Here is a 25,679-nt window from a genome sequence, read left to right as displayed (position 1 = left end):
CATCACCGCCAGTCTTCAGCCTAGTAGCCACGGACACTCAGCAACGGGGAAGAACGATGTCGTTCGACGAGGAATGGGCCAGCGCACGGTCCAGTGCGACCAGCATGCGACTCAACCAGTTGCCTGCCGAGGGTGGGGGCGGTGGCGGCGGCGGAGCCTCGGACTACAAGGTCACGTCCAAGGACCTGCAGGCCATCGGCAATGAGGCTCAGGAGCTCTACCACGGCCTCGAAACCGCCGCGTTCCACGCCGGAGCTCAGACCGACACCGCCTCCACGAGCCTTGATCAGGACGGCTTCAAGACGGGTTCGGGCATGTGGACCGCCTGGGACAAGTGGCGCACCCAGTCCGAAACGCTCTTGAGTGCCTGCGCGCATATCCACAATCACCTTGAAGACACGGTCCTCAGCCACACCAATCACGAAGAAGTGCTCGTCACCAACTTCACCATGTCCAAGATTTCCGAGCACTTCAGCTGAGGGGCGCGCAGATGCCGACGTTTGACCAGGTTCTCCATGTTCGCCTCGGGAGCCTCAAGGAATCTGTCACGGACTGGGGTGCGACGTACGACAAGCTCGTGAAGCTGGAGGAGAAGGCGGAAAACGGTCTCCGCACGAAGGCCGACAAGGCCGACTGGGAGGGCGAGAACGCGGGCGTAACTCGCCCCTTCGTGAAGAAGACCGCCAAGGAGTTCGGAGACGCCGCCAAGGTGGCGGACAGTATCCGGAACATCCTTCGGGACGCGCTGGCCGAATTCAAATCGGCGAAGGAATCGCTCGAGAAGCTGGTTGAAGAGGCGCCGGGTAAGGGAATCCGTATTGATCCCGACGGTGTCGTCAGCTACCTGATCCATCCCGATCGCAGGAGTAAGAACTACGACGGGCCCAAGCCCGAACAGGCCGACTTCGATGCGATGAGGTCTGCCATCAAGGCTGCCATTGACAAGGCGAACGATGCCGACGATGTGGCATCTCGAGCTCTGCGCACGGTCGTTGGCACGGACGAGAACAACTTCTCCGGTACTGACTACAACTCCCTCAAGGACGCCTCCAAAGCTCAAGACGCAGAGGATGCCAAGGAGGCGGCGAAGATCGTCAAGAAGGGTGACGACGCCACTCCGGAGGAGATCGACAAGCTCAACAAGTACTTCAAGGACAACAAGGGCGACCCGTACTTCGCCGAGCGATTCGCCCTCGAAGTGGGTCCGAAGGGGAGCTTGGAGTACTGGGCCGACATGGGTGTGCCGGGAGACGGCCCGAGCCGCCTCGGCATTGACCATCGCGACAAGCTGGCGGAGCTTCAGAAAAACTGGAGCATGACTCTGGCCGCTGCCACGCACTCCACCAGCCCCGAGATGGAGCAGTGGAAGGCGGATGTGATCAAGGCCGGCAGCGAGCCCATCCAGTCGCGTGGTGCGCATCCGTACGGCTTCCAGGTCATGAGCAACCTGATGCGCGTCGGGGACTACGACGACAAGTTCCTGCGCAATTACGGCAACGCGCTCGTCGTGGCCGAGGACAAGATCACACACGGCGGCTCTCATCCGCCCGGCCGGGCCTGGTTCCAGCCGCAACAGGCCCACCTCAACTGGATCGGCGGGGGCGCGGGCCAGGACCCGATGTCCGGCTTCATGGAGGCGCTCGGCCACAACCCGAAGGCGTCGACCGAGTTCTTCAACAGCGACATCGACCTCACGCCGGAGAACAGTAAGGACGACAAGAAGCTCAACGCGTTCGACTACTTCTCCAAGGACCGGGACTGGCCGGAGGAGCTGAACGACAAGGGCAGGATGAGCAAGGAGCCCGGCTACGACGCGCTGGGCCATGCGCTGGAGTCCGCCACGACGGGCCATCCGTACGACGCTCCGGCCGAGGGTCTGAAGGACGTCCGTACGGCTGAGAACGCCGAGGTCATGCAGAAGGTCGTCGAGTACTACAGCGGCGAACCGAAGCACATGCACGAGCAGCCGGGCATCGATGACAGCCTCGGCAAGATGGGTGCGGCGTACATCGACGAGCTGGACCGGTCGCTGGAGCAGGAGAACGGCTCCTCCATGCAGGAGGTGACGGACTCGCCCTTCGGAGCCAACGGCAAGAACGGTCACTCCCGCTTCGGCGACAAGTTCGACACGGAGTTGCTGTTCAACCGGGGCGACGCGATCAACTTCATGGGCATCGTGGGGCAGAGTGAGTCCGGCCACGCCCAGCTGTCGGCTGCCCAGACGGTCTACACGACGAGTGTGATGGACGAGGTCGGTCCCAAGCCCGGCTCCGGGCATGCCCAGGATCTGGACTTCACCGACGCCAAGACCGCGCTGCGGATCGGTGCGGAGACACACGGCATCCTCGACGAGTCGCGCATGGCGCAGATCGACCAGGACTACGACAAGGACTCTGAGGAGCACAAGAAGGCCGTCGGAAGGACCACGGAGTGGGTCAAGTTCGGCGTGGGCGCGGCGGCTGCGGGCGGTGTCGCGGCGCTGACCGGCGGCATGGGCGGAGTGCTTGTTCCGCTGGCCACGGAAACCGTGGGCGGTGCCGTGGTGACGTTCCTCGGTATGGAGGCCGATGACATTGCGGAGAAGTACGAGGAGGACGAGCTCCTCAAGAAGAAGTCGGACGACCTGAAGGACGAGGCGCTGGATACGGGCAAGCAGAACGCCCTCATGCCGGCCAACGCGTACGCCGACGCCCCCGGCTGGAAGAAGGAGGACAGCAACTACGTTCGGGAAGAGCTGACCAAGTACGTCAAGGACAGCCGCCTGCATGCCAAGGACGACTCACTGCCCGACCCGTACAAGCCGAAGAAGAATTGACATGCGAACCACGCTGAGAATGTTCATGGTGCCCGTGGCCGTCGTCGTCCTGGGGGCGGCAGCGGGGTGCTCCTCCGACAACGGAGGCAAGGACGCGATGAAGGGCAAGCCTGTCGCCGATGTCTGCGACGGCTTCGCGAAGGATGCCCCGGCTCTCAATGCCCTCAGGGCGATCGTCGGGGACGGTGATTTCGCCGATGACCGTTCTCTGCCGGATGAGACGCTCAAGGCCTTGCGAGAAGCGGACGGCGAGCTCACGACGAAGGAGCTGGCGAGCGGCACCCCCCTTTGCCGACTGCAGGCGGCAAAGGACGGTGAGTCGGCCCTCGACATTGACTTCCGTGAGGCCTTGGTGGTTCCGAAGGGCCGGGACAGGCCGACCTTCTCCTACTTCATCACTGGCGAGGATGCGCTCTCCGCGAACCGTTTCGCGAAGATCCTTTTTGAGTGCCGCATGAAGGAGCCCGCGAAGAAGATCATCGTCGCGGCGGAGCTCGAGCGATCGAACAAGAGCGAGGCCTCGGAGAAGGATCTCCCCGGGCTCCAGATCACGGTACTCAACGCAGCGGCCCGCAAGGTTGCCGCCGAGCTGGGCTGTCAGAACGACACCAAGCTGGTGAGCGGGGTGCCCAAGCCCGCGGCCTGAGCCGGCTCAGGGCACCGGCGGTGCCGGTGGGCTGCAGTCCCTGCACAGACCCGGCTGTGGAGCCCGGAAGGCGCGGTCGCAGCGATCGCAGTTTTGGAGCGGGTCCGGGCAGCGGGCCCGTTTTTGGGCGGCCGGGAGCGGTGGCGGCAGCATCGCCGTGAGGCGGTGGGCGAGTAACGCTGCCGGGTGGTGGATCGCACCCCCGGGAAGCGCTGCGGTGAGAGTGCGCCGTACCGCCTCCGGGGTGACGCCGCGCTCGAGCCAGGCGTCGACCGCCGGGGCGAGGCGGCGTACGTCTCTTTCGGCGAGGAGCAAGCGTGGGTCGTCGCACCGTAGGGCCGCGACGAGATCGAAGGCGGCCGTAGTCGCCGACGCGGGTAGCGGCAGGACTGGTGCGGGGCGCGCGTGCTGCGGGCGTTTTGGTGGTGACGGGGTTGAACTGGGCTCCGCAGCGCCGGGATTGTTGTAGGAGACCGTACGGGTGATCACTCGGCCCGATGGCAGCCGCTCACGTGTACGAGCGAGGTAGCCATGGGCCTCCAGCTCCCGCAGGGCGGCCGCGATGCGGACCTCGCCCTCCGGGAAGCGCTCGGCAAGGGCCTTGATGGAGACCTTCGCACCTGCGGGCAGCGACTGGATGTGGGCGGCCAGGCCGATGGCCGTAAGCGAGAGTTCGCGGTGCTGGGTGAGGTGGTTTCCGACCACGGTGAAGCGGTCCGGGTGGCGGCGGTTGATGTGCCGGATGCCGGACGTGGGAACGGAAGGCGACGCGCACGGGGGCGCGTTAAGCTGCGGATCAGCCATCTGGGAAGCGTCTACTTCCTCGGTGGTCAGGCCCTCGATCGGGATTGCCGTCCCGGCCGGGGGCCGTCGCGTGTCTGTGGTTGTCAAGGCTGAGCCTGCACTGCCAACCGGCATATGTGCCAGCCAGGTTGGGGCAGATCACTCGTAGGAGTGATGGGGGCTGGGGGTGGGTTGGAAGGGTTCTCTCCCAGGGTTCTTTATTCCTTGGACGTCGCGCCGCACCGGGCGCGGGCTCGCCGGAGCGCGTGAACCTCGATCCGGATAGATCGTGGTGATTGCGTTGATTCCCACCAAGACCGTGTTTTGCGGTGAAGGATCCGGGCAAGTCACCCACCGGTCGGCGAGCGCCTCCACCGGCAGCAGCCCGCGCTCAGACTCCGCCTCGGGCTACGGGTGTTCGGTCTGAGGCTGACCAGATACGAGAGACCAGGATGTGGGCTCAGATCACGGGCAGTGCTGTCAGTGATTCCTCGGTCATCAGGAAGACGCGGTTGCCGTCGGCCCGGAACCCCCGGACCGGGGCGTGATCTTCTGGCCGGAAGGACGCGAAAGACTTTCCGCCGCTCAGTTCCAACGCCTCCACCGTCCTGTCATCCATGATCCAGGCGGAGACGCCCTGCCTCAGGACAGGGCTCCTGGCGTCCCCCACCGTCGAAAGTTCCCAGGCGATGCTGCCGTCCGTCACCTTGAGACGTTTGGCCCAACGGCCGCACATGACGTACACCCAGCCGCCGTCGACCGTTGGCGTCGACCAGGTCTGGACATCGTCGTTGTAGTCCTTGTAAGGCTTGGTCGTCCAGATCTCCTTGCCATCGGAGATACGACGTGCGGTCAGGTTCTTGCCGCCGAAGTAGACCGTGTCCCCGTCGACGGTGGGGGCGTAGGCGACCTCTGCCTTGGAGGGGAATCCCCACACCTTTCTGCCGCTTCTCGTGTCGATCGCCTCGACGTCTCCGCCGCTGGCACAGAAGAGGAGACGATCCTGCGCGACGACTCCTCGCGGGCCTCCTCCCGCGAGGGCGTCAACCGGGCTGTCAACCGTCCAGCGAATCTTGGCGTCGGAGCGGCCAATGGCGCGCAGTCGGCCGTCCGTCGTGACCACATAGACCGAGTCCTTATCGGCGGCGAGGAGGAATCGGGCCTGGGCAGGGGCTGTCCACTTGCGCTCTCCGGTAGAGGCGACGAAGGTCACCAGCTTGCTTCCGGGGCCGACCGCCGCAATCAGCTGGTCGGACAGGGAAATGTACCCGCCGGCGGTGACAACCTCCGGGGCGCTCCAGCGCAGCTTTCCGTCGACGACGCTGTGGGCTGCCAGGCCGCCGTTGCGCGCGCCGAAGACGATGACGTCGCGCACAGGCTTGGCCGGCGGTGAGTCTTTGGCGTTCACGGGCAGCGGGCCCCACAGTGGTTTGAGCTTCGCCCCGATGACGGGCTGGAGCTCACTGGGGCTCAAGGTGCGGGCTTTTGGCGTCTTCACCGCAGGGGGGATGTCGAACGGACCAGGTGCTGCTTTGCTCTGCGTACCGGAGTCCGAACTGTCCTCGCCGCGCCGCAGCCACCAGACGACTCCGCCCCCGCCGGCTGCCAGTGTGGTCCCTCCTGCCGCGAACGTGGTCAGAAGCCGACGGCGGGAGACGGTGCCTGAGGTGTTCGAGCCGGGCTGGGTGGTGAGCTGGTGGACTCCCGTCTCGCGCGCCTTGATGTCGTCTGCCAACCTGCCCTTCCGCCAAGCGCGTTCCGCGCCACGCGGCGGAGCGAAGGCCGTGGCGATCTGACCGGGTGCAGGCCGGTGACTGGGGTCCTTGGCGAGACAGGGGTCGATCAGTGGCCGGAGTGAGGGTGAGACCTGCGCCATGTCCGCCTCGCCGTGGACCACTTCGTACTGCACCGCAGCGACATGGCCGGCGTCGAACGCGCGGCGGCCGCTCGAGGCGAAAGCGAGTACGGCTCCGAGGGAGAAGACATCGGCGGGCGGTCCGACGCGCTGCCCGAGGATCTGTTCCGGGGCGCCGTATCCGGGAGTGACCGGAACCTGGCCCGTGGTGGTGAGGGTGAGCCCGTGCTCGGGGCGCGCGATGCCGAAGTCGATGACGCGCGGGCCGGCCGACGTCAGCACGATGTTGGGCGGTTTGAGGTCGCGGTGCACGAGACCGGCCACATGGATGTCGTGGAGCGTGCGGGCAAGCGCTGTGGCGAGAGCGCGTACGGCCGGGTCGTCCATCGGTCCGTACGCGCGAATCGCCTCGTCGAGCGTCGGTCCCGCCAGGAACTCGGTCGCGATCCACGGCCGTCCGCCCTCCATCTGAGACCCCAGCACCCGGGCGACGCCCTTGCTGGTCACGGCCTGGGCCATCTGTGCCTCACGCACAAAGCGCTGGGCAAGATGCTGATCGTGGGCCAGTTCGGGACGCAGCACCTTGACGGCGGCGGTTCGGCCCGCGCTGTCCTGGCCGAAGTAGACCTTGCCCATGCCGCCTTCGCCGAGCACGCCCAGAAGACGGTACGGGCCGAGGCGGAGCGGGTCACCGGTGCCGAGCGGGTTCATAGGGAGGCTTTCTGTGGAGGTCACTGAAGCGGGGTTGCGCTGAGGAAGTTGCCACCCAGGGCAATCACGACTTGGGCGCGCTCGTGGGCGATGAAGCGCCTGCCAGTTGTCTTGTACTCGTCGGAGGCCTTACGTGATTCGAGAGAGAAGGCACGTAGGCTATAGGGCCCTTTGGTGTAGATGTGCTCCGTGCCGATGACGGGACGATCGGTGACATCTGTCTCAAGTCCCGTCACCCCCTCGCTGTCCATCCACTCGATGTCTCCGCTCTCCGCACCGAAGCCTATGAGGCTGATGTCCTTCTCGATCGCGTACACGACACCGTTCGCGACAGCTGGTGGTCCGTAATAGACGACACCAGTGCTGTCCTCACTCCATACCTCGCCGCCGTCACTCAGCCGCAGGGCGCGCAGCGCTCCCAACCCGAGATAAACGTGCTTGTCGTCGGTCGTCAGGAGCCCGCGAGCCTCGTCCGGTTTTGCACCGGTCATCGGCTTGTCCCAGATGGCCTTTCCAGTAACCGCGTTGCGCACCGCGACCAGCACGGTGCCCTCGGCGGTCTCCTGGAGTAGAACGAGCCGGTCGCCCACGACCCGGCCGGCGAGGAAGTGCAGCCGCTCGGATCCTTCCCTTCGAGCCAGCAGACGTTGTCTCCACAGCTCCTTGCCCGTGCTTGTGTCTACAGCAGCCAGAAACCAGGGCTGATCGTGCTGGATTCCGCCCTTGTTGTCGGCGCCCTGGCCCGCAGCCAGGTAGACGACCCCGGCCGAGGCACACACCAACTGGTTCTCGAGAATGGCCCCGTTGAAATCCTTTAGTGGTGGAAAGCGCTTCTTGAGCTTGCCGTTGGTGAGATCGACCGTCTCGATGGCGAGTGGCCATGCCCGGTCCCTCTTTTCGGAGGACTCCTTCGACCTGCCGATGCGGTAAATCTGCTCGCCGTCGGTTGTGACCTGCCAGCTGTACTCGACTTGGCCGCTCGCCCATGCGGTCTGCCCGGTCCGAGGGTTGACCGCCGCCAGCCCGCTACTGACGATCAGGGCGAGCAGATCACCGACAGCGAAGGGGACAGACGCCGCCGCGGGCCGCCGACCGCCCGGAGGGTTGCTGACCTGGACCTGCCAGAGGTAATTCTCATCGGGATTCTTTGGGCGGGACGGAGCGGAGATGCCCAAGTCCTTCGGCGTGTTCCTGCCCGGGCCGAACCACGACCAGGCGCCCAAGCCGGCGGCTGCGATCGCCGCGACCGAACCTCCGCCGAGTGCCAGTACTTTGCGCCGGGACACAGCAGACGTGCCTGGTGACGTCGGAGCGGGCGCATCTTCAGCCGGCGCCGGGAGGCGGTACGGCTGGTGCTGCCAGACCTCCGTCGCGCGGCGGGCGATTTCGGCCAGGACGGTATCGGGGAGGTGGTCCGCGAACTGGCCCTGACCGTCGTGGAGGTGGCTGCCCAGCTCCCAGGTGGTGGGGCGCTGCGACGGGTCCTTCGACAGACAGCGCGTCAGGATCGGGACCAACGCATCAGGTACGCCCGTCAGATCCGCGTCCGCGTACCGGACGCGATAGAGGAGGTCGGCGGCCTGGCCGGCGCCGAAGGGGCCGTGGCCCGTAGCGGCGTGAACCAGGACGCCGGCCAGCGCGAACACGTCGCCCGCCGGGGTGTGTTCCTGGCCCGTCGCCTGCTCAGGGGACATGAACGCCGGGGTTCCCGCCGCCGCCCCCGTACGGGTGAGGCGGTCGTCGCCTGCCGCCCGTGCGATGCCGAAGTCGATGATTTTGGGGCCGTACGCCGTGATCATGACATTCGACGGCTTCAAGTCGCGGTGGACGACATCCGACGCGTGGAGCTGAGCCAGCGCCCCGGCGAGCGCCGCCCCCAGCGCACGGATCGACGTCTCCGGCAGCGGCCCGGCCAGTGCGACCGCGTCGTCCAGCGGCGGGCCGAGGACGTACTCGGTGGCCAGCCAAGGCGTTTCGGCCTGCGGGTCGGCGTCGACCACGATCGCGCCGTGATGGCCGCCGATGATGCGTGCCGCGTCCGTCTCCAGCCGGAAGCGGGTCCGGAATCCCGGGTCGGTGGCGATGCCCGCGTGCATGGTCTTGAGCGCGACGGTCCGGCCGCCGGCCGAGCGTGCCAGATAGACGGTGCCCATGCCGCCGCTGCCGAGGCGGGCGATCAGACGGTACGCACCGAAACCGGCGGGATCGTCATGCGTCAGAGGGGAGAGCACAGGTCAGGCACCGTGGGTCTGCGGGACGCGAAGCTCCGCGGCGAGTACCTCGGCGGACTGGCGGGCCACCGCCGCCACCACACGGCCCGGCAGCCAGCCGGGCGACAACAGCGAGGTGCTCGAGTCAAGAACCGTTGACGCCGGTGCTGTGGACGCGGGCGGCAGCGCGTGCAGGACCTCGGCCGCGGTCGGGCGGGCCGCCGGGTCGCGGGTGAGGCAGCGGGAGATCAAGGAGCGCAGGGATTCGGGGAGTTCAGCACTGTCCGGGACCGTGTGGCCGGTGGCGGCGTACGCGAGGACCGCGCCCAGGGCGTAGACGTCCCCCGGCGGGCGCGGGCGGCCGCCCGATGCCTGCTCCGGGGCGAGGCTGCCGGGCTCCAGGCCGGGCAGGCCGGAGCGCTGTTCGCCGTCCGGGGCGGCGGCGCGTACGGCGCCGAAGCAGGTCAGACGCGGACCGTCGCCCGCCAGCAGTACGGCCGCCGGTGACAGGCCGGCGTGCGTGATGCCCGTCGCGTGCGCGCCCGCCAGCGTCTCGGCGAGGGCAGCTCCGATGGCCCGCACCGTGCGCTCCGGCAGGGGCCCGCCGTGGACGGCGAGGGCCACGGGAAGCGGCAGCGAGGGGAGGTACGGGGACGCGTACCAGGGGGAGTCGGACGGTGGCGACAGTTCGGCGACGGGGGAGACCCAGGGGCCGAGCAGCCGGCGAGCGGCGTCCGCCTCGACGAGGAAACGTTCGGGATCCACGCCTTCCCCCGGTGTCCTGACCAGCACCGTACGATCGCCGTCCGCGCTGCGCGCGATGAAGCGGCGCTCGGGGGCCGGGGGAAAGCCCGGACCGGCCGGATCGAGACGCGTGATGAGGTAGTACGGCCCGATCTGGCGCGGACTGTGCCCCTGCGGCCGTTCCGTGTGTGCTCGTTCCATCTGCTAAGCCCCCGTGGTGGTCATGAACGACAGGAGCCTACTCAAGTGCCGGTGCGGGCCCGGAGGGTGGTCCGTCCGGGGGCGGTCACGGACTGCCGACCGTTGGTCGGCTCCGAGGGCTCCTTGCACGTGCAATCCGGGTCAGGCGCGTACCGGCATGGCGACGACCGAGCCGCCGTGCGCGGCGAAGAGCCGGTTGCCGTCGCCCGACACCTCGTACGCCGCCCCGTCGTCCTTGTCGCCGAAGGTGTACGGGAAGAGCTCGTCGCCGGTGACCGCGCTGACTGCCGTCAGTCCGTAGTAGCCCGACTCGACGATCCAGACGGTGCCGCCCTGCACAACCGGCCGCTTCCGGGGGTCGTCGCCGTATCCGCGCAGGTAGAACTTCCACTCCTTCCTCCCGTCGCTCGCGCGCCGGCGGTACAGCCCGTCGTCGACGGCGTACAGCTCGTTCCCGCGCACTGCCGGAGGACCCCAGCCGCCGCCTGACTCATCGACCTTCGTCTCCGGCTCCACCGACCAGATCTTCCTGCCGTCGGCGAGCGCGTGAGCGGCCAGAGTCCGCCCGCCGAAGTAGACCCTGTCCTTCACGATGGTCGGCGCCAGGGCCGCCGTTCCCTGGTTGGGCAGGCCCCACACCTTGCGGCCGGTGGCCGTGTCCAGGACGACCACCACGCCGTCCGACGCGAAGAGCACCAGGCGGCCCGCGCCGACGGCCGTCGCCGGTGGGGCGGTGTACGAGGTGCGTACGGGCGTGGGGATCGACCACAGCACCTTCCGCGTGGCGACAGCGACCGCGCTCAGATGCCGCTCCTTGGTCATCACGTAGACCGTGTGGGCGTCCGCCGCCAGCAGCTTCTCGACGGTGATGCCGGAAGCCGTCCAGGCCTGCTCCCCGGTGGATGCGATGAACGCCTGCAGTGCGCCTTCCGCGTCCGCTCCCACGACGAGTCTGTCGGCGACTGTCACGAAGCCGGCCGAGCCACTCGCCCCGGTGGCACGCCACTTCTGCTTCCCATCGGTCACGCGATGGGCGGCCAGGCCACCCTTGTCGGTCTCGAGGATCACCACATCGCGTACGGGAAGGGGAGCCGGGGTCTTCGGACCCGCCCCGCGCACGGGGCCCCACAGTGGCGCGAAGTCGTCGCCGGCAGCCAGTACCGCGGCTGACGGCGTCTCGACGGCCGGCGGAACGGCGACCGGCGGCTGCCCCGAACCGTCCCGACCGCCGCCCTTGAGCCACCAGGCGGTCGTACCCGCACCTGCCGCGAGGACCGTGCCGCCCCCGGCCAGGGCGGTGAGCATGCGGCGCCGGGACGGCTGGGCGGGAACCGCTGTCGAGTACGACGAGACCAGGTGCTCGGCCGTGGCCTCCCGCCGGGCGATCTCCTCCGCCCAGGGCCCCTGCCGCCAGACCTTGCCGGCGCTCTTGGGAGGCGCGAGCGCCTGGGCGATCTGCGCGGGTACGGGCCGCTGCGCCGGGTCCTTGGCGAGGCAGGGGAGTATCAGGGGGCGGAGCTGGTCCGGCACCCGGCTCACGTCCGCTTCACCATGGACGACTTCGTACTGCACCGCAGCCACATGCGGGCCGTTGAAGGCCCGCTGCCCACCGGCCGCGTACGCGAGCACTGCCCCGAGGGAGAAGACGTCGGCCTGCGGACCGACCCGCTGCCCGAGGACCTGCTCGGGAGCGCCGTAGCCGGGGGTGACCGGGATCTGGCCCGTGGTGGTGAGCGTGAGTCCGTGCTCGGGGCGGGCGATGCCGAAGTCGATGACGCGGGGGCCGCGCGAAGTCAGCACGATATTGGACGGTTTGAGGTCACGGTGGACCAGGCCCGCGGCATGAATGTCCTGGAGCGTACGGGCGAGGGACGCGGCGAGCGCACGCAGACCGGGCTCGCCCAGCGGCCCGTACGCGTCGACCGCTTCCTCCAGCGTGGGTCCTGCCAGGAACTCGGTGGCGATCCAGGGCCGTCCGCCCTCGGTCTGTGCGCCCAGTACCCGAGCCACGCCGGCGCTGGTCACGGCCTGCGCGGTCCGGGCCTCGCGGACGAAGCGCTGGGCCAGGTGCTGATCATGCGCGAGCTCGGGCCGAAGGACCTTCACCGCCGCCTTGCGCCCGCTGTTGTCCCGCCCGAAGTAGACCTTCCCCATGCCGCCTTCGCCCAGTGTGCCGATGAGTCGGTACGGGCCGAGGCGCAAGGGGTCGCCGGTGCTGAGGGGGATCATGGTGAAGCTCTCTCACTCGAAGGGCAGGGCGGTCACGGTGGCGCTGTCGGCGCCGATGAGCGTCTTGGTTCCCTCGTGCACCGCGAAACGGATGGCGGAACTCGGCGACGACCGGACGGACTTGTGGGTGCGGAGATCCACGGCGCTGATGCCGCTGGTCACAGGCGCGTACACGAACTTCGTACCGACGACCGGTGGCACATCGAGCCTCGGGTCCTCGTCCTTCGTCAGGTCCTCCACCTCCTCCCACAACAGCTTCCCCGTGGTCGCGTTCAGGGCGACGAGGCCGCGGCTGCCCTCGGCCGCGTACACGACGCCGTTCTTCACGGCCGGAGGCCCGTAGAGCCGTGAGTTCTCCTCGACATCGCCCCGGTTGCGCCCCTCACCGAACGACCAGGCGACCTTGCCGTCGGAGTGCCGGACCGCGTGAACCCGTCCGCTGCCGATGTAGACGTGCTGCTGGTCCACAGCGAGTTGGCCGGGAATCAGGAAGGAGTTGTCGCCCCGCACTCTGGGCATCTGCGTCGTCCAGAGCCGCTTTCCGGTGCGGATGTCGGTGCCGCTCACGCTGAAGTCCGGAGAGGGTATCCCGTTGCTTGCGGTGACCAGGACCTTTCCGACGGCCTTCGCGCTGACCGCAGACGAGCCGTTGTCGGGATAGATCATCCCGTGGGGCTGCTGCCAGAGCTTCTTCCCGGTACGGATGTCGACGGCGAGCAGGCGCCAGCCCTTGGCCTGGTCGGCGAAGTCCGTGGCCTTGGGCCCGGTCCAGGCGATCAGATAGAGGACGCCGTCAGCGGCGGTGAGCAGTTCCACGTCGTGCACGGAGCCGCTGAATTCGGCGAAGTGCCCGATGCGACGTTCGAGAGTCCCATTGGCTGCCGAGAACGCGCTGAGTGTCAGCCCCTCCCCTTCGGCCTCCTCGGGTATGAAGCCGTAGATCGCCGTGCCGTCCGACGCGATCTGCTGCCCCACGTCAAGCAGAGGGTAGGACCAGCGCTGCTTGCCGGTCTTCGGGTCCAGCCCCAGCAGCCCAACGTCGGACAGGGTGACGACCGTGTTGCCGACGGGCATGGGGAGCAGGCGCTGCCATTTGTCGGCGACATCGACGCTCCACACGGCCGACGGCCCGTTGTCGGCTTGTTCGCCGTCCGAAGCGTCGTCGTCGGCGTGCTGCTTGTCGGACCACGCCCACGCTCCGATGCCTGCGGCAGCCATGCCGAGGGCTGACCCTCCGCCGATCGTGAGCAGCTTGCGGCGGGACATGCCGCTCGGGGCGGGGGGCTCGAACTCCTGCGGGGCCGGAAGGCGGTGCGGTTGGTAGTACCAGACCATCGACGCACGGCGAGCGATCTCGAAGAGGACGGTGTCGGGGAGGTGGTCGGCGAACTGGCCCTCTCCGTCGTGGAGTTGGGCTGCCAGTTCCGTGGTCGTGGGGCGTTGGGCCGGGTCCTTGGAGAGGCAGCGGGTCAGGATCGGGGTGAGGGCGTCGGGTAGGCCGGTGAGGTCGGGGTCGGCGTAGCGGACGCGGTAGAGGAGGTCGGCGGGCCGGCCCGAGCCGAAGGGCCCGTGGCCCGTTGCCGCGTAGGTGAGGACGCCCGCGAGGGCGAAGACATCGCCCGGCGGTGTGTGTTCCTGGCCTGTTGCCTGTTCCGGGGACATGAAGGCGGGGGTGCCCGCGGCTGCTCCGGTGCGGGTGAGGCGGTCGTCGCCTGCTGCGCGGGCGATGCCGAAGTCGATGATTTTGGGGCCGTACGCCGTGACCATCACATTGGAGGGCTTGAGGTCTCGGTGCACGACGTCGGAGGAATGCAGTTGGGCGAGTGCTCCGGCCAGGGCTGCGCCCAGGGCGCGGACCGAAGCTTCAGGGAGTGGTCCGGCGATGGAGACGGCGTCTCGAGGGGCGGGCCGAGGACGTACTCCGTTGCCAGCCAAGGGGTTTCGGCGAACGGGTCCGCGTCAACGACGGTCGCGCCGTGGTGCCCGCCGATGATCCGGGCGGCGTCGGTCTCGAGACGAAAGCGGGTACGCGAGGCCGGATCCGATGCGATGCCCGCGTGCATGGTCTTGAGCGCGACGGTACGGCCGCCGGCGGAACGGGCCAGATAGACGGTTCCCATACCGCCGCTGCCCAGGCGGGCGATCAGGCGGTATGCGCCGAGTTGGGCTGGGTCGTCGTGGGTGAGAGGGGACGGCATCGTGTCAGTTCCGTACCGCGCCGAAGCCCGTCGGGCGCGGGCCGTCTCCGGCCAGGCGTACGGCCGCGGGGGAGCGGCGGCCGGTCGGAACGAGGCGGGTGATCAGGTAGTACGAGCCGATCCGGCGCGGAGTGTCCACGCGCGGTCGATCCGTCTGTGCTCGTTCCATGTGCGAATCCCCCGTCGACAAGACAACATCAGCAGAGCCTACCGAGTGCCCGAGCGCGGGTTCGCCGGGAGGTGGATGGCTGCGCTACGCGTTTGCTCGTCGGCCTCCTGTGACGTCTGAGTCATTCGCATGGCGAAACCGCAGGGCAAGCGATTGGCCCCAAGCGCGAGTAACCGCCCCCACTCGTGACTATTTGTAGCTAATTGCAGCCGCAATTCAGGGCTGTTCCCTGTCTTAAACGCTCGCTACAGTGGCTCTGAAGCAATGGGTAACGGGGGAGGGTACGTTGCTGCCGAGCAACGGTAGGTCGGGGACACACGTCGTGTCCCCCTGCCGGCCTGCTCGGGGCTGCCCAGGACGCGATGGTGCGAGGCCGGCTCGGAGGACGTGCGACGAAGCGGTGCGGCGGCTGCGGACGGAGTGCCTGCCCCCCGCTGCGGTCCGCCGTACGGTGGTCCGCCGCAGGTTCCGCCATCCCTCATCGATCAGGTCTCCGTGATTCCTGTGAGTCACAGCGAACCAGTCTTGGCAATGATCCGACCGCAGTCCTGAGGAAGACATGTCGTTCGAAGAGGAATGGGCCCAGCACAAGAGCGAGGCCACGAAGCCGATTTCGACCGCAAGGAAGAAATGGACAAGCCGAAGTTCGTCGACTTGGGCCAGCGCCGTGCAGCCGATCCGCTCGACGCGTACCTCGCGGTCCATCCCGAGCTTGACGGAACCGAGTGGTCCAGGGAGACGAAGCGGAATATCGAAAGCGGCTACAACAACGGTGATAACGAAGCCGACCAGATAGATGCGGACTGAGTGATGGAGCAGTTGTTTTCCCGCCGGTCTCCTGCGGTCGTCCTGCTGGTGTGCCTGCTCCTGGCGAGCACTGCGTGCGGCGGGAGCGACAAGGGGCCGGAGAAACCCAAGGTCGCGCTGACACCCTTGAGCCGGGCCTGCGGGGGGATCTTCGACAAGGAGACCGTTGCCGAAGTGCTGGGAACCCTCCGCGGTAAGGGCCTGAAGCAAGGTGCCCAGGTCGAAGGCGCTGTTGACAGGACAGCTGAGGTGGGGCGATTTCTCGGCGAGGAAATGGATTCGACCGGGCCCACCAAAACCACTTGCTTTGTCGACGGCGAATCCGGCGGTGCCGCAGAGATCCAGATCTATTTCTCGTGGTGGCCCGGGCCGTTCTCGAGGAACGGACCCCAGCCGGGCAAGTCGGCTGTCTTCGAGGCCGACGAAAACATGCCGTTTCTGTTCGTTGACTGCCGTCGCCCGGACCTGGTCAAGCCGGGGAAGAAGCCGGCCGTGCTTCGCGGCACCATCGTCGACCGCATCGGCCTGAGCAGCAACGCAAGCGCCAAGCTCCTCATCGCCTCGGCCAGAAAGGTGGCGGAGGGCTTGAAGTGTGGGAACCAGCTGACGTTCCCGGATCCGCCGGAGCGGCAGAAGGGCCTGAAGTAGTGACCGGCGTCGTCGTCTTCTTCTTCCTCGCGGCCGCCCTCTTCGTCGCCCTCGGGCTTGCCGATCAGCGCAAGCTCTACTGGAAGCTGTCGTCCTGGCGTTACCGCAATCCCGAGGCCAATGAGCCCTCGGACACCGCGTACGCCATCGGGCGCGTCGTCGTCTTCGCCGCTGCGGGGATCATGGTGTTTCAGGGGTGCTCGGCCATGGACTTCGCCGATGAAACCTCCTGGAGCAAAAGCGAGTTCGAAGAGGCTGTCCAGAGCGCGGCCGTCTCGTTGGGAGACGAGTCGCACGTCGACTCGTCGGCCGGTGGCTATGCCTCGCTGATCGAGTCGAAGGTCGGTGACGCGGGTGAGGGCAAGGGGCCGTCGTACGCGGTCGAGGCCAAAGCGGTCGGTGAGAGCGATGACTACGAAGTCACCGCACGCGGTGAGGACTTCGTCTTCTGCATGCACGTCTCGCAGAGCGAGTCGGGGGAGGGCGGGTTCGCCGTTCCGGGTGCGGACGGGTCAAGCACGGTGGTGCCCGAGTACGAACTGTCGGCCACCGCCGTCGAGGGCTCGTGTTGAGGTCATTGCTGCTCGGAGCGGGGAGTGGAGCACGTCGTTCGAGCAGGAATGGTCGGACGCAAGGCGCTGGCAATGACAGGGACCCCTCCGGGCGTTGGGCGCTCAGCGGGTGCCAGGGTTTGGGGTTGGGGTTTAGGCTCGCCGCACCCTGGTCCGCACTGACTCCGGCGGTGGCACCCACGGGTACCTCGGCTGGCTCGCCGCGCGCCGCCAGTGGCTGTCGTATTCAGTGGGGATGATCCGCACCGACGCGATTCACCCAGGCGTGCTGAGGGTGCCGACTTGGGACTGGACGCCGGCTGTCGAGCCGGACGGAGAGGTCCGTGACGGTGCCAGGGGCGCCGGGCTTGCCGAGGACGTTCCGACCCGCCTGCGGACGTGGGTGCGTCAGGCCCGGACCAACGCCGGCCGGCGCCCTGGGGTGACCACCGACGCGGCGGCAGAGAACCGCCGCCTGCGCACGGAGAACCGGGGCGCGGCCCGTTTCAGTCGTTGCAGCCGGGGCCGTTGCGCGGGTTGATGCAGCTGTTGGTTCCGGGGCCGCCATTGTTGGTGTTCGTGCCGCGTCCGCCGTCCAGAGCGTCATCCCCGGCTTCCCCGAAGAGCCGGTCGTTGTCCTCGTCACCGTCGAGCCGGTCGTTGCCCCTGCCACCGCGGAGCTCGTCGTTGTCCCTGCCGCCGGAGAGGGTGTCGTCGCCGGTGTCACCGTAGAGGGTGTCGTTCTCCTCGTCACCGTGGAGATCGTCGTTGTCCTCGCCACCGTCGAGCCGGTCGTTGCCTCTGCCACCGTGGAGATCGTCGTTGTCCTCGTCACCGTCGAGCCGGTCGTTGCCCAGGCCCCCGATGAGCTGGTCGTTGCCCGAGTCGCCGGAAAGCTCGTCGTTGCCCGGTTCCCCGCGGAGGTCGTCGTTGCCCGAGCGACCGCGGAGGTCGTCGTTGCCCAGGCCCCCGATGAGTTGGTCGTCGCCCGAGTCGCCGGAGATCTGGTCGTTGTCCTCGTTACCGTGGAGGATGTCGTTGCCCCGGCCACCGCAGATGCGGTCGTTCCCCCCGAGTGCGTAGACCGTGTCGTTGCCTCCGAGTGCGAAGATCACGTCGTTGCCGGGGGTCCCGACGATGATGTCGTTCCTCTCGGTGCCCACGATGGTGGGCTTGGCGTCCTCGCAGTTCGAGGTGGTCCCGTGCGTGGCTGCCATCGGTGTTCCCAGCGCGGCGGCCGTGGTCGATTTCCTCGGTGATCCCGGTGTGGCCGCCGTCGTGGGGATGGACCAGACGAACAGCCCTCCGGTGACGAGGGCGATGATTGCGGGGAGGGACCGAGGACTGGCACTGCGTCGGCCGGAGCACGCAGCTCGAGCCGTCTTCGGGCGGTCGTCGCCGGACGGGCGGGGCTCGAACATGGCTCGACTGCCTCCCGGGTGAGGTGTACAGCTGTCTCCTACAGACAGTCACAATCTCGCCCAACCCGCCTGCGCACGGAGAGAGGAAGGAAGTTCTTCCGCGGGCATTCCCCGCAGGTCACGGCCGATACACCGTGCCACCATGACCACTCCTTCGGCCGACGCCCGCACGGACACGTCGTATCCGCCGCTGGGAACCCCAACGGCTGCGGCTCTTCTCCGCCGCCGCCCAGCTCGTCACCACCGGCCGCCGCCGCTACCTTCGCCCTGCCCTGCCCTGCCCTGCCCCGCCACTGGCACTGGACCGGCGTGATCACCTACGCGTTCAGGCCCTCGGCCTGCCCATCCCCAGAACAAACCAAGACGCGGCACGCAGAAAGCCCCCGCCGGCGTCCGACGAGGGCTCATGCAAGATCGAGGTTGAGGAACGGGTGCGAGGATTCTTCGGCGGCGAGGTCCCCGGCCGGCCGCTTCAGAAGACCGGGAGCGCGGAGAGCGAGTTGCCGTCCAGAAGGAAAACGCGATTGGCGTCGGCCACGAGCCAATAGGCGTCGGTGTTCTTGATGTTGCCGCCGCTGCCCAGGCGGGCGATCAGGCGGTACGCGGCGATCGCGAAGGGACCATGTGCCTCAATGGGGAGAGCACTGGGCAGATCCCGGGAAGCCGGTCATGCGCAGCAGCACATTGCGGCAGGGCTGTGCGCGGTCGTCCCATGTGTGAATCCCCCTCCGTGTCCCCAACAGCATCAGGAGCTTGCTCAGCGGCCCGACAGACGTTCGGTCGGGTTGCCTTCCGCTCGGAAGGAGTTGTGGATCACTTTGCTGCCCGGGCGGGCTCGGCAGCGAGGGTGGACGTACTCAATTGCGTACGTAATCAAGGGCGTCGGCCCGAGTGGTGCTGCTGAGCACCCGAATAAGTGCGGGTGCTCAGGGAAGCTGGTGATCCATACTCATTCGGGCCCGTGTCGTGAGCGGCAGGGTTGGTACGAGATCCCCCACGTGCGGGTGGCATGCCCGCGGAATGAGGTGCGCACCGATGACTCAGCCGCCGTATCAGGGTCCTCAGGACTGGCCCGGGCAGTATGGGCAGCCGGGACCGCAGGATGCGCGGCCGGGGGTGCCGCCGGTTCCGCCTCCGCCGCCGGTGCAGCCGCCGCAGTATCCGCCGAACCAGCCTGCGCAGTACGGCGCGTCCTACGGTCCGTACGGTCAGCAGCCTTCGCCGTACGGGACTTATCCGCCGCCTCCGCCCGCCCCGTCCGGTGGCCGTAAGACCCCTTTGATCGTCGCTGCGGCAGTCGTGGCTGTCGCCGTCATCGGTGGTGTCGTCTGGTTTGCCACGTCGGGCGGAGGTGACGACGACAAGCCTTCGGCCAACGGGAGTTCACAGGCCGGCGCGAGCCCGTCCGTCAGCGTGCCGGAGAGCGAGGACCCGGCGACCGAGCCCAGCGTGACCCCGAGTGAGGAAGAGTCCGACATCGGTGCCAAGCCGACCGGGACCGGCATGGAGGGCATGTGGAGGTCCGACTCCGGCGGCGGGGTCCTCGGGCTGAAGGAGAGCGTGGACACCGAGAAGCCGGACAAGGTCTCGGTCATCCTGGTCTCCGGCGGACTGCAGTGCCGGGGTATCCGGAAGGTCGAGGAGCCCGGGAAGAAGTACCAGGTCGCCTTGCTCTGCGAGCGGGACGGCAAGCCCGTCAAGAACGAGGACCGTGCCGGGGACCTCACGTACGGCGGCGGGGACTCGGTCAGCGTCAGCTGGTTCAAGGGCAAGAGCGGTACGGAGACGTTCACGCGTTACGGCGACTGGCCCAAGAGCTGAGATCGCATGGGCGGCGGGTGGATGGCATACGCAAGAGCATCCGCGCCCGGAAGGTTGAGTGGGGGTCCGGTTCGGTCCGGTCCGGTCCGGTCCGAGCGATGAGTTTCGCCGGACCCGGCGGTCTACCTCGTTGAGGCAGTCGCCCCGACCGGCAAAGGAGAACCCTCATGCAGAAGATCACGACCTTCCTGTGGTTCGACAACCAGGCTGAGGAAGCCGCGCAGCACTACACGTCGATCTTTGACGACTCCCGCGTGACCGACGTACAGCGGTACGGAGAAGCCGGACCGGGCGAGCCGGGAACAGCCATGATCGTCACCTTCGAGCTCGCGGGACAGAAGTTCATCGCGCTCAACGGCGGCCCGCAGTTCACCTTCAACGAAGCCATCTCGCTCTACGTGGACTGCGCGTCGCAGGAAGAGGTGGACGAGCTGTGGGCGAAGCTCAGCGCCGGTGGGGAGGAAGGGCCGTGCGGCTGGCTCAAGGACAAGTTCGGGCTGTCGTGGCAGATCATCCCGAAGGCGCTGACCGAGCTGCTGAGCGACCCTGATCCGGTCAAGTCCCAGCAGGTCATGAAGGCCATGCTCGGGATGCAGAAGATCGACGTACAGGGGCTGAAGGACGCGTACGGGCAGTGAACGGGCGCGAGGGCGCCCAGGCTCTCGCCGAGCGACTGCCCCGGGCCGCGCATGTCCGGGGTGCCTTCCGCCGCATGATGGTTTCCGGCCGTGCGGAGATGGTGTCCGGTGCGCGGCGGAGGCCGTCGCGCAACTGCGTTTGAGGTACCGGCTGTCGGCGATGACGGTCGACGCGTAAGCCGCCGAGGGCTACGTGGGGGGATAAACCGAGACGAAAGACCACAAAGGGCGGTCCCACTTGGGACCGCCCTTTGTCATTTGGCAGCTCAGCGCCATTGGCTGCCGGAGGCCGTGACCGGAATCGAACCGGCGTAACTCGCTTTGCAGGCGAGTCCCTCAACCACTCGGGCACACGGCCGTGTGACTCCAATGCCTCGACCGTAGGCGGGGCGGTGGCACGGCTCAAGGGCCCCGCGCGGGCTGCAACGCGACTGCCATACCGCGTTCATGGTCGTACGACCAAGGGACGAGCGGAGTCCCGTCCAGCGACAGGGTCCATACCGCTCCACGCCCCTTACTCTGAAGCCCATGACCGCCCTCGAACCCAGTGACGCCGAGGTCACGCCGCCGCCCGCGGACAGAGCCGAAGCCCCCGCCGCCCCGGACGACGACCGGGGCGGCGTTCTCGGCAGATCGCATCGCGCGCTCAGCGTCGGCATCGTCTCCGTCGTCGTGCTGATCGCCTTCGAGGCGACCGCCGTCGGCACCGCGATGCCCGTCGCGGCGCGAGAACTGCACGGCATCCCCCTGTACGCCTTCGCCTTCTCCGCGTACTTCACCACCAGCCTCTTCGCGATGGTGCTCTCGGGGCAGTGGGCCGACCGCGACGGGCCGCTGCGGCCGCTCGCCTCCGGGATAGCGGCCTTCGGCGCGGGACTGCTGCTGTCCGGGACCGCGAGTGCGATGTGGCTGTTCATCGTCGGGCGGGCGGTCCAGGGGCTCGGCGGCGGGCTGGTGATCGTCGCGCTGTACGTGGTCGTCAGCCGCGCCTACTCGGAACGGCTGCGGCCGTCGATCATGGCCGCGTTCGCCGCGAGCTGGGTGGTCCCCTCGGTCGTGGGCCCGCTCGCCTCCGGGACCGTCACCGAACACCTCGGCTGGCGCTGGGTGTTCATCGGTATCCCGGTACTCGTCGTCTTCCCGCTGGCGCTCGCGCTGCCCGCGATCCGGCGGATGGCGTCCGGGCCCGCCGATCCCTCCGCGCCGCCGCAGCCCTTCGACGGGCGGCGGATCCGGCTGGCGCTGGGCATCTCGGTGGGTGCCGGACTGCTGCAGTACGCAGGCCAGGATGTGAGGTGGCTCTCGCTGCTCCCGGCTGCGGCAGGCGCGGCGCTGCTGGTGCCGGCGGTGCTCGGGCTGCTGCCGCGCGGGACGTACCGGGCGGTGCGCGGGCTGCCGTCCGTCGTGCTGCTGCGGGGTGTCGCGGCCGGGTCCTTCATCGCGGCGGAATCCTTCGTACCGCTGATGCTGGTCACTGAGCGCGGGCTGTCGCCGACGATGGCCGGGTTGTCGCTGGCGGTCGGCGGGGCGACCTGGGCGCTGGGCTCGTACGTACAGGCCCGGCCGCGCCTCGAGCCGCACCGGGAGCGGCTGATGGTGCTGGGCATGGTGCTGGTCGCTGCGGCGATCGCGACCGCGCCGAGCGTGCTGATCGCCTCGGTTCCGGTGTGGATCGTCGGGGTCGCGTGGGGCGTCGGCTGCTTCGGCATGGGCATGGTGCTCGCTTCTACGAGCGTGCTGCTGCTGAAGCTGTCGGCGCCGGAGGAGGCGGGCGCGAATTCGGCGGCGCTGCAGATCTCGGACGGGCTGTCGAACGTCCTGCTGCTGGCGGCGGGCGGCGCGGCGTTCGCGGCGCTCGGCGGGGGAGCGGTGGGGACGGCGCACGCTGCGGTGGGGGCTTCGGGCTCGCACCCGGGGGCGTTCGCGGCGGTGTTCCTGCCGATGGCGGCGGTGGCGCTGGTGGGGGCGTGGGTCGGGACGAGGTGCGATGTGAGCTGAGTCGCACCCTGGGCGGACCCGGCGTCGTTTGGCCGGGCCCGCCCGTCGCTCCCCGGTAGGGTGGCCCGGTTGTCGTATCTGATCCCGTGCTGCCGAGAGCCTTGAACCGGAGACCGTGACTACTACCGCCTCCCACCACCTCTCACCCGCCTTCCCCGGGCGTGCGCCCTGGGGTACCGCCAACAAGCTGCGTGCCTGGCAGCAGGGCGCCATGGAGCGCTATCTCCAGGAGCAGCCACGGGACTTCCTCGCCGTCGCCACCCCCGGCGCCGGCAAGACCACCTTCGCGCTCACCCTCGCCTCCTGGCTGCTGCACCACCATGTCGTGCAGCAAGTGACCGTCGTCGCCCCCACCGAGCACCTCAAGAAGCAGTGGGCGGCCGCGGCGGCGCGGGTAGGGATCAAGCTGGACCCGGAGTACAGCGCCGGGCCGCTGAGCAAGGAGTACCAGGGGGTGGCGGTGACGTACGCCGGTGTCGGCGTACGGCCCATGCTGCACCGCAACCGCTGCGAGCAGCGCAAGACCCTCGTCATCCTCGACGAGATCCACCACGCCGGTGACTCCAAGTCCTGGGGCGAGGCGTGCCTGGAGGCGTTCGATCCCGCGACCCGGCGGCTCGCGCTGACCGGTACGCCCTTCAGGTCCGACACCAATCCCATTCCCTTTGTGCAGTACGAGGAGGGGAACGACGGGATTCGGCGGTCCGCCGCGGACTACACGTACGGCTATGGCAATGCGCTGGGCGACGGCGTCGTCCGGCCCGTGATCTTTCTGAGCTACAGCGGCAATATGCGCTGGCGCACCAAGGCCGGTGACGAGATCGCCGCCCGCCTCGGCGAGCCAATGACCAAGGACGCCATCTCCCAGGCCTGGCGCACCGCGCTCGACCCGCGCGGCGACTGGATGCCGAATGTGCTCCGGGCCGCCGACAAGCGGCTGACGGAAGTCAGGAAGGGCATCCCGGACGCCGGCGGTCTCGTCATCGCCTCCGACCAGGACTCGGCCCGTGCGTACGCCAAGCTGATCCGCGAGATCACCGGCACCAAGGCGACCATCGTCCTCTCCGACGAAGCCGCCTCCTCCCAGCGGATCGAGGAGTTCAGCGAGAACGAGGACCGCTGGATGGTCGCGGTCCGCATGGTGTCCGAGGGCGTCGACGTGCCGCGCCTCGCGGTGGGGGTGTACGCCACCACCATCTCGACGCCGCTCTTCTTCGCGCAGGCCGTGGGGCGTTTTGTACGGTCCCGGCGGCGCGGCGAGACCGCGTCCGTCTTCCTGCCGACCATCCCGAACCTCCTCGGCTTCGCAGGCGAGATGGAGGTCGAGCGCGACCACGTGCTCGACAAGCCGAAGAAGGACGGCGACGAGGACCCGTACGCCGAGTCCGAGAAGGAGATGGCGGAGGCCGAGAAGCAGCAGGACGAGGACACCGGGGAGCAGGACATGCTCCCCTTCGAGGCCCTCGAGTCCGACGCGGTCTTCGACCGGGTGCTGTACGACGGCGCCGAGTTCGGTATGCAGGCGCACCCGGGGAGCGAGGAGGAGCAGGACTACCTCGGCATCCCCGGGCTCCTCGAACCCGACCAGGTGCAGCTGCTCCTCCAGAAGCGCCAGGCACGGCAGATCGCGCACAGCCGCAAGAAGCCCGACGACGAGGCCGATCTGCTGGAACTGCCCGCCGAGCGGCGGCCCGTGGTCTCCCACAAGGAGCTCCTCGAACTGCGCAAGCAGCTGAACGCGATGGTGGGCGCGTACGTCCACCAGAGCGGAAAGCCGCATGGCGTCATTCATACGGAGCTGCGGCGGGTGTGCGGCGGGCCGCCGAGCGCGGAGGCGACGGCAGGGCAGATCCGGGAGCGGATCAAGAAGGTACAGGAGTGGGCCACGCGTATGCGGTGAGCCGGTGGGCCGGTGGGCTCGTGGGTCGGTGAGCCGGCGGGTCGATGGGTCGGTGGGCTCGCGGGTTGGTGACCTCGCGGGTCGATGGGCCGGAGCGTCGGTGAGCCGGCGGGTCGATGGGCCGGTGGGTCGGTACGCGGTGTCGCGTGTACGGATGTCGAACAGGGCCCGGGTGCACGAGTACGCCCCGGCCCCGCTCATCCCGCGGGACAAGGGAGCGGCGCCCGGATTCTGGACGAGGTCTTCCGCTGAGCGAACCTGGTCGCTACTGTCCCCGCATTGCATACGCCCCGTGGCAGCGCCGCCGCGGAGCGCAGCCGGTGTGCCTGTCCTGCCGGCGGCCTCTGGGGTGCGTCGCCGTGGGACCGGTGTCGCACTTTCCGTCGAGGACCGCCGTCACTCACTCCGAAGGAGAGGGCGTCGTGACCGCGGAAACCTCCCAGACGCTCGACAGAGGACTACGTGTCCTCAAGCTGCTCGCCGACACCGACCACGGGCTGACCGTCACCGAGTTGTCCACCAAACTCGGCGTCAACCGCACCGTCGTCTACCGTCTGCTCGCCACCCTGGAGCAGCACGCCCTCGTCCGCCGTGACTTGGGCGGCCGCGCCAGAGTGGGCCTCGGCGTGCTGCGCCTGGGCCGCCAGGTGCACCCGCTGGTGCGGGAGGCCGCGATGCCGGCCCTGCGCTCGCTCGCGGAGGACATAGGGGCCACGGCTCATCTCACCCTCGTCGACGGCGCGGAGGCCCTTGCGGTCGCCGTCGTCGAGCCGACCTGGACGGACTACCACGTCGCCTACCGGGCGGGCTTCCGTCATCCGCTGGACCGGGGCGCGGCGGGCAAGGCGATCCTCGCGGCCCGGCAGAGCAAGTCGAACGAACCCGGGTACACGCTCACCCACGGCGAACTGGAGGCGGGCGCGAGTGGTGCGGCCGCGGCGCTGGTAGGGGTGACGGGGATAGAGGGCAGCGTGGGCGTGGTGATGCTGGCGGACTCGGTGCCGGAGAGGGTGGGGCCGAGGGTGGTGGACGCGGCGCGCGAGGTGGCGGACGCGTTGCGCTGACGCGGGGCCCCTTGCGGGGTGCGGTCTGGGTTGCCCCGGGGGCGGGTCTCCCTGTGGTGCGCGGGTTTGCCCGGGGCGCGGGTCCCTTGCGGGACGCGGGTCCTGGGGGCTTGGGCGTGCCCGGTCTTGCGCGGTGGCCGCCCGGGTCCGCTCCGGGGCTCGTATCCGGGACTGCGCTGCATCCGATATACGGCTCCGCCGTGTGGTCACCGCGCTTCGCGCGAGCTGCGACGCGTTACGTCTCGGACACGCCCCCTGCGTGTCCCCTGA

Annotated in this window: 20 protein-coding genes, 1 tRNA gene and 2 pseudogenes; 13 read left to right on the top strand and 10 right to left on the bottom strand. The window is 68.5% G+C overall.

Annotated features, from left to right (window positions below):
* The first annotated feature begins 56 nt into the window (after positions 1–56).
* From ACFWDI_RS31515 to ACFWDI_RS31505, 3 genes are read left to right on the top strand one after another with little or no spacing between them, the layout of a single operon-like run.
* Positions 57–479, top strand: coding sequence for a hypothetical protein (locus ACFWDI_RS31515; RefSeq protein WP_385309226.1), 423 nt, complete (start codon positions 57–59; stop codon positions 477–479).
* A gap of 11 nt (positions 480–490) precedes the next feature.
* Positions 491–2,815 carry a DUF6571 family protein gene (locus ACFWDI_RS31510; protein WP_385309224.1) on the top strand — a complete coding sequence of 775 codons (2,325 nt, stop codon included), beginning with the start codon at positions 491–493 and terminating at the stop codon, positions 2,813–2,815.
* Between the two features lie 34 nt (positions 2,816–2,849).
* Positions 2,850–3,461: a hypothetical protein gene (locus tag ACFWDI_RS31505; protein ID WP_385309223.1), complete on the top strand. Its 612-nt coding sequence runs from the start codon at positions 2,850–2,852 to the stop codon at positions 3,459–3,461.
* A 6-nt stretch (positions 3,462–3,467) separates the two neighbouring features.
* Here the strand turns inward: ACFWDI_RS31505 and ACFWDI_RS31500 are convergent, their stop codons facing one another.
* From ACFWDI_RS31500 to ACFWDI_RS31465, 8 genes are all read right to left on the bottom strand, one after another.
* Positions 3,468–4,265, bottom strand: coding sequence for a helix-turn-helix domain-containing protein (locus tag ACFWDI_RS31500; RefSeq protein WP_385309221.1), 798 nt, complete (start codon positions 4,263–4,265; stop codon positions 3,468–3,470).
* A 439-nt stretch (positions 4,266–4,704) separates the two neighbouring features.
* Positions 4,705–6,834 carry a serine/threonine-protein kinase gene (locus ACFWDI_RS31495; RefSeq protein WP_385309219.1) on the bottom strand — a complete coding sequence of 710 codons (2,130 nt, stop codon included), beginning with the start codon at positions 6,832–6,834 and terminating at the stop codon, positions 4,705–4,707.
* The gene (locus tag ACFWDI_RS31490) at positions 6,831–9,041 is read right to left on the bottom strand and encodes a protein kinase (protein WP_385309217.1); all 2,211 of its coding nucleotides are present in this window, start codon (positions 9,039–9,041) and stop codon (positions 6,831–6,833) included. The genes ACFWDI_RS31495 and ACFWDI_RS31490 overlap by 4 nt, the downstream gene beginning before the upstream one ends.
* A gap of 3 nt (positions 9,042–9,044) precedes the next feature.
* Complete coding sequence (locus ACFWDI_RS31485; RefSeq protein ID WP_385309215.1) at positions 9,045–9,965, bottom strand: serine/threonine protein kinase; 921 nt, start codon at positions 9,963–9,965, stop codon at positions 9,045–9,047.
* Positions 9,966–10,106: 141 nt separating this feature from the next.
* A complete protein-coding gene (locus ACFWDI_RS31480) occupies positions 10,107–12,194 on the bottom strand; it encodes a protein kinase (RefSeq protein WP_385309213.1) in 2,088 nt (695 codons plus the stop codon).
* Between the two features lie 12 nt (positions 12,195–12,206).
* Positions 12,207–14,030: a PQQ-binding-like beta-propeller repeat protein gene (locus ACFWDI_RS31475; protein WP_385309279.1), complete on the bottom strand. Its 1,824-nt coding sequence runs from the start codon at positions 14,028–14,030 to the stop codon at positions 12,207–12,209.
* Positions 13,961–14,392: a hypothetical protein gene (locus ACFWDI_RS31470; RefSeq protein ID WP_385309289.1), complete on the bottom strand. Its 432-nt coding sequence runs from the start codon at positions 14,390–14,392 to the stop codon at positions 13,961–13,963. Before ACFWDI_RS31470 ends, ACFWDI_RS31475 begins: the two co-directional genes overlap by 70 nt.
* Before the next feature lie 4 nt (positions 14,393–14,396).
* Positions 14,397–14,561 carry a hypothetical protein gene (locus tag ACFWDI_RS31465; RefSeq protein ID WP_385309211.1) on the bottom strand — a complete coding sequence of 55 codons (165 nt, stop codon included), beginning with the start codon at positions 14,559–14,561 and terminating at the stop codon, positions 14,397–14,399.
* A 630-nt stretch (positions 14,562–15,191) separates the two neighbouring features.
* On the opposite strand from ACFWDI_RS31465, the gene ACFWDI_RS31460 reads away from it, so the two are divergent.
* The 3 genes from ACFWDI_RS31460 to ACFWDI_RS31450 are packed head-to-tail and all read left to right on the top strand — an operon-like array spanning position 15,192 to position 16,588.
* Entirely contained in the window at positions 15,192–15,368 is a 177-nt protein-coding gene (locus tag ACFWDI_RS31460) for a hypothetical protein (RefSeq protein WP_385309210.1), read from the top strand.
* Between the two features lie 3 nt (positions 15,369–15,371).
* On the top strand, positions 15,372–16,016 hold the full coding sequence (locus tag ACFWDI_RS31455) for a hypothetical protein (RefSeq protein WP_385309208.1): 645 nt from the start codon (positions 15,372–15,374) through the stop codon (positions 16,014–16,016).
* The gene (locus ACFWDI_RS31450; RefSeq protein WP_385309206.1) at positions 16,016–16,588 is read left to right on the top strand and encodes a hypothetical protein; all 573 of its coding nucleotides are present in this window, start codon (positions 16,016–16,018) and stop codon (positions 16,586–16,588) included. The genes ACFWDI_RS31455 and ACFWDI_RS31450 overlap by 1 nt, the downstream gene beginning before the upstream one ends.
* 485 nt (positions 16,589–17,073) lie before the next feature.
* On the opposite strand, the gene ACFWDI_RS31445 is transcribed toward ACFWDI_RS31450, so the two are convergent.
* The gene (locus ACFWDI_RS31445) at positions 17,074–17,784 is read right to left on the bottom strand and encodes a calcium-binding protein (protein WP_385309204.1); all 711 of its coding nucleotides are present in this window, start codon (positions 17,782–17,784) and stop codon (positions 17,074–17,076) included.
* A 362-nt stretch (positions 17,785–18,146) separates the two neighbouring features.
* On the opposite strand from ACFWDI_RS31445, the pseudogene ACFWDI_RS31440 reads away from it, so the two are divergent.
* The 4 genes and pseudogenes from ACFWDI_RS31440 to ACFWDI_RS31425 form a co-directional block, all read left to right on the top strand.
* Positions 18,147–18,339 (top strand): annotated as a pseudogene (locus tag ACFWDI_RS31440) (IS1380 family transposase); the annotation flags it as partial.
* 684 nt (positions 18,340–19,023) lie between these two features.
* Positions 19,024–19,809 (top strand): hypothetical protein, encoded by a 786-nt coding sequence (locus ACFWDI_RS31435; RefSeq protein WP_385309202.1) that lies wholly within the window; start codon positions 19,024–19,026, stop codon positions 19,807–19,809.
* 167 nt (positions 19,810–19,976) lie between these two features.
* Positions 19,977–20,447: a VOC family protein gene (locus ACFWDI_RS31430; RefSeq protein WP_362687309.1), complete on the top strand. Its 471-nt coding sequence runs from the start codon at positions 19,977–19,979 to the stop codon at positions 20,445–20,447.
* Positions 20,444–20,622, top strand: a pseudogene (locus ACFWDI_RS31425) (phosphotransferase); the annotation flags it as partial. The gene ACFWDI_RS31430 and the pseudogene ACFWDI_RS31425, both read left to right, overlap by 4 nt.
* Before the next feature lie 111 nt (positions 20,623–20,733).
* Here the strand turns inward: ACFWDI_RS31425 and ACFWDI_RS31420 are convergent.
* Positions 20,734–20,805 (bottom strand) — tRNA-Cys (locus ACFWDI_RS31420).
* Positions 20,806–20,975: 170 nt separating this feature from the next.
* On the opposite strand from ACFWDI_RS31420, the gene ACFWDI_RS31415 reads away from it, so the two are divergent.
* The 3 genes from ACFWDI_RS31415 (at position 20,976) to ACFWDI_RS31405 (ending at position 25,409) form a co-directional block, all read left to right on the top strand.
* Positions 20,976–22,445, top strand: a complete 1,470-nt coding sequence (locus ACFWDI_RS31415) for an MFS transporter (RefSeq protein ID WP_385309200.1) — start codon at positions 20,976–20,978, stop codon at positions 22,443–22,445.
* 115 nt (positions 22,446–22,560) lie between these two features.
* Positions 22,561–24,345 (top strand): DEAD/DEAH box helicase, encoded by a 1,785-nt coding sequence (locus ACFWDI_RS31410; protein WP_385309198.1) that lies wholly within the window; start codon positions 22,561–22,563, stop codon positions 24,343–24,345.
* A 422-nt stretch (positions 24,346–24,767) separates the two neighbouring features.
* Positions 24,768–25,409: a helix-turn-helix domain-containing protein gene (locus ACFWDI_RS31405; protein ID WP_362687300.1), complete on the top strand. Its 642-nt coding sequence runs from the start codon at positions 24,768–24,770 to the stop codon at positions 25,407–25,409.
* Positions 25,410–25,679: the final 270 nt, after the last annotated feature.

It is taken from the genome of Streptomyces sp. NPDC060064 (assembly GCF_042736455.1).
Taxonomy (GTDB): domain Bacteria; phylum Actinomycetota; class Actinomycetes; order Streptomycetales; family Streptomycetaceae; genus Streptomyces.
The sequence above is the reverse complement of the archived record's forward strand: the minus strand, read 5'-3'. Positions and strand labels throughout refer to the sequence as shown.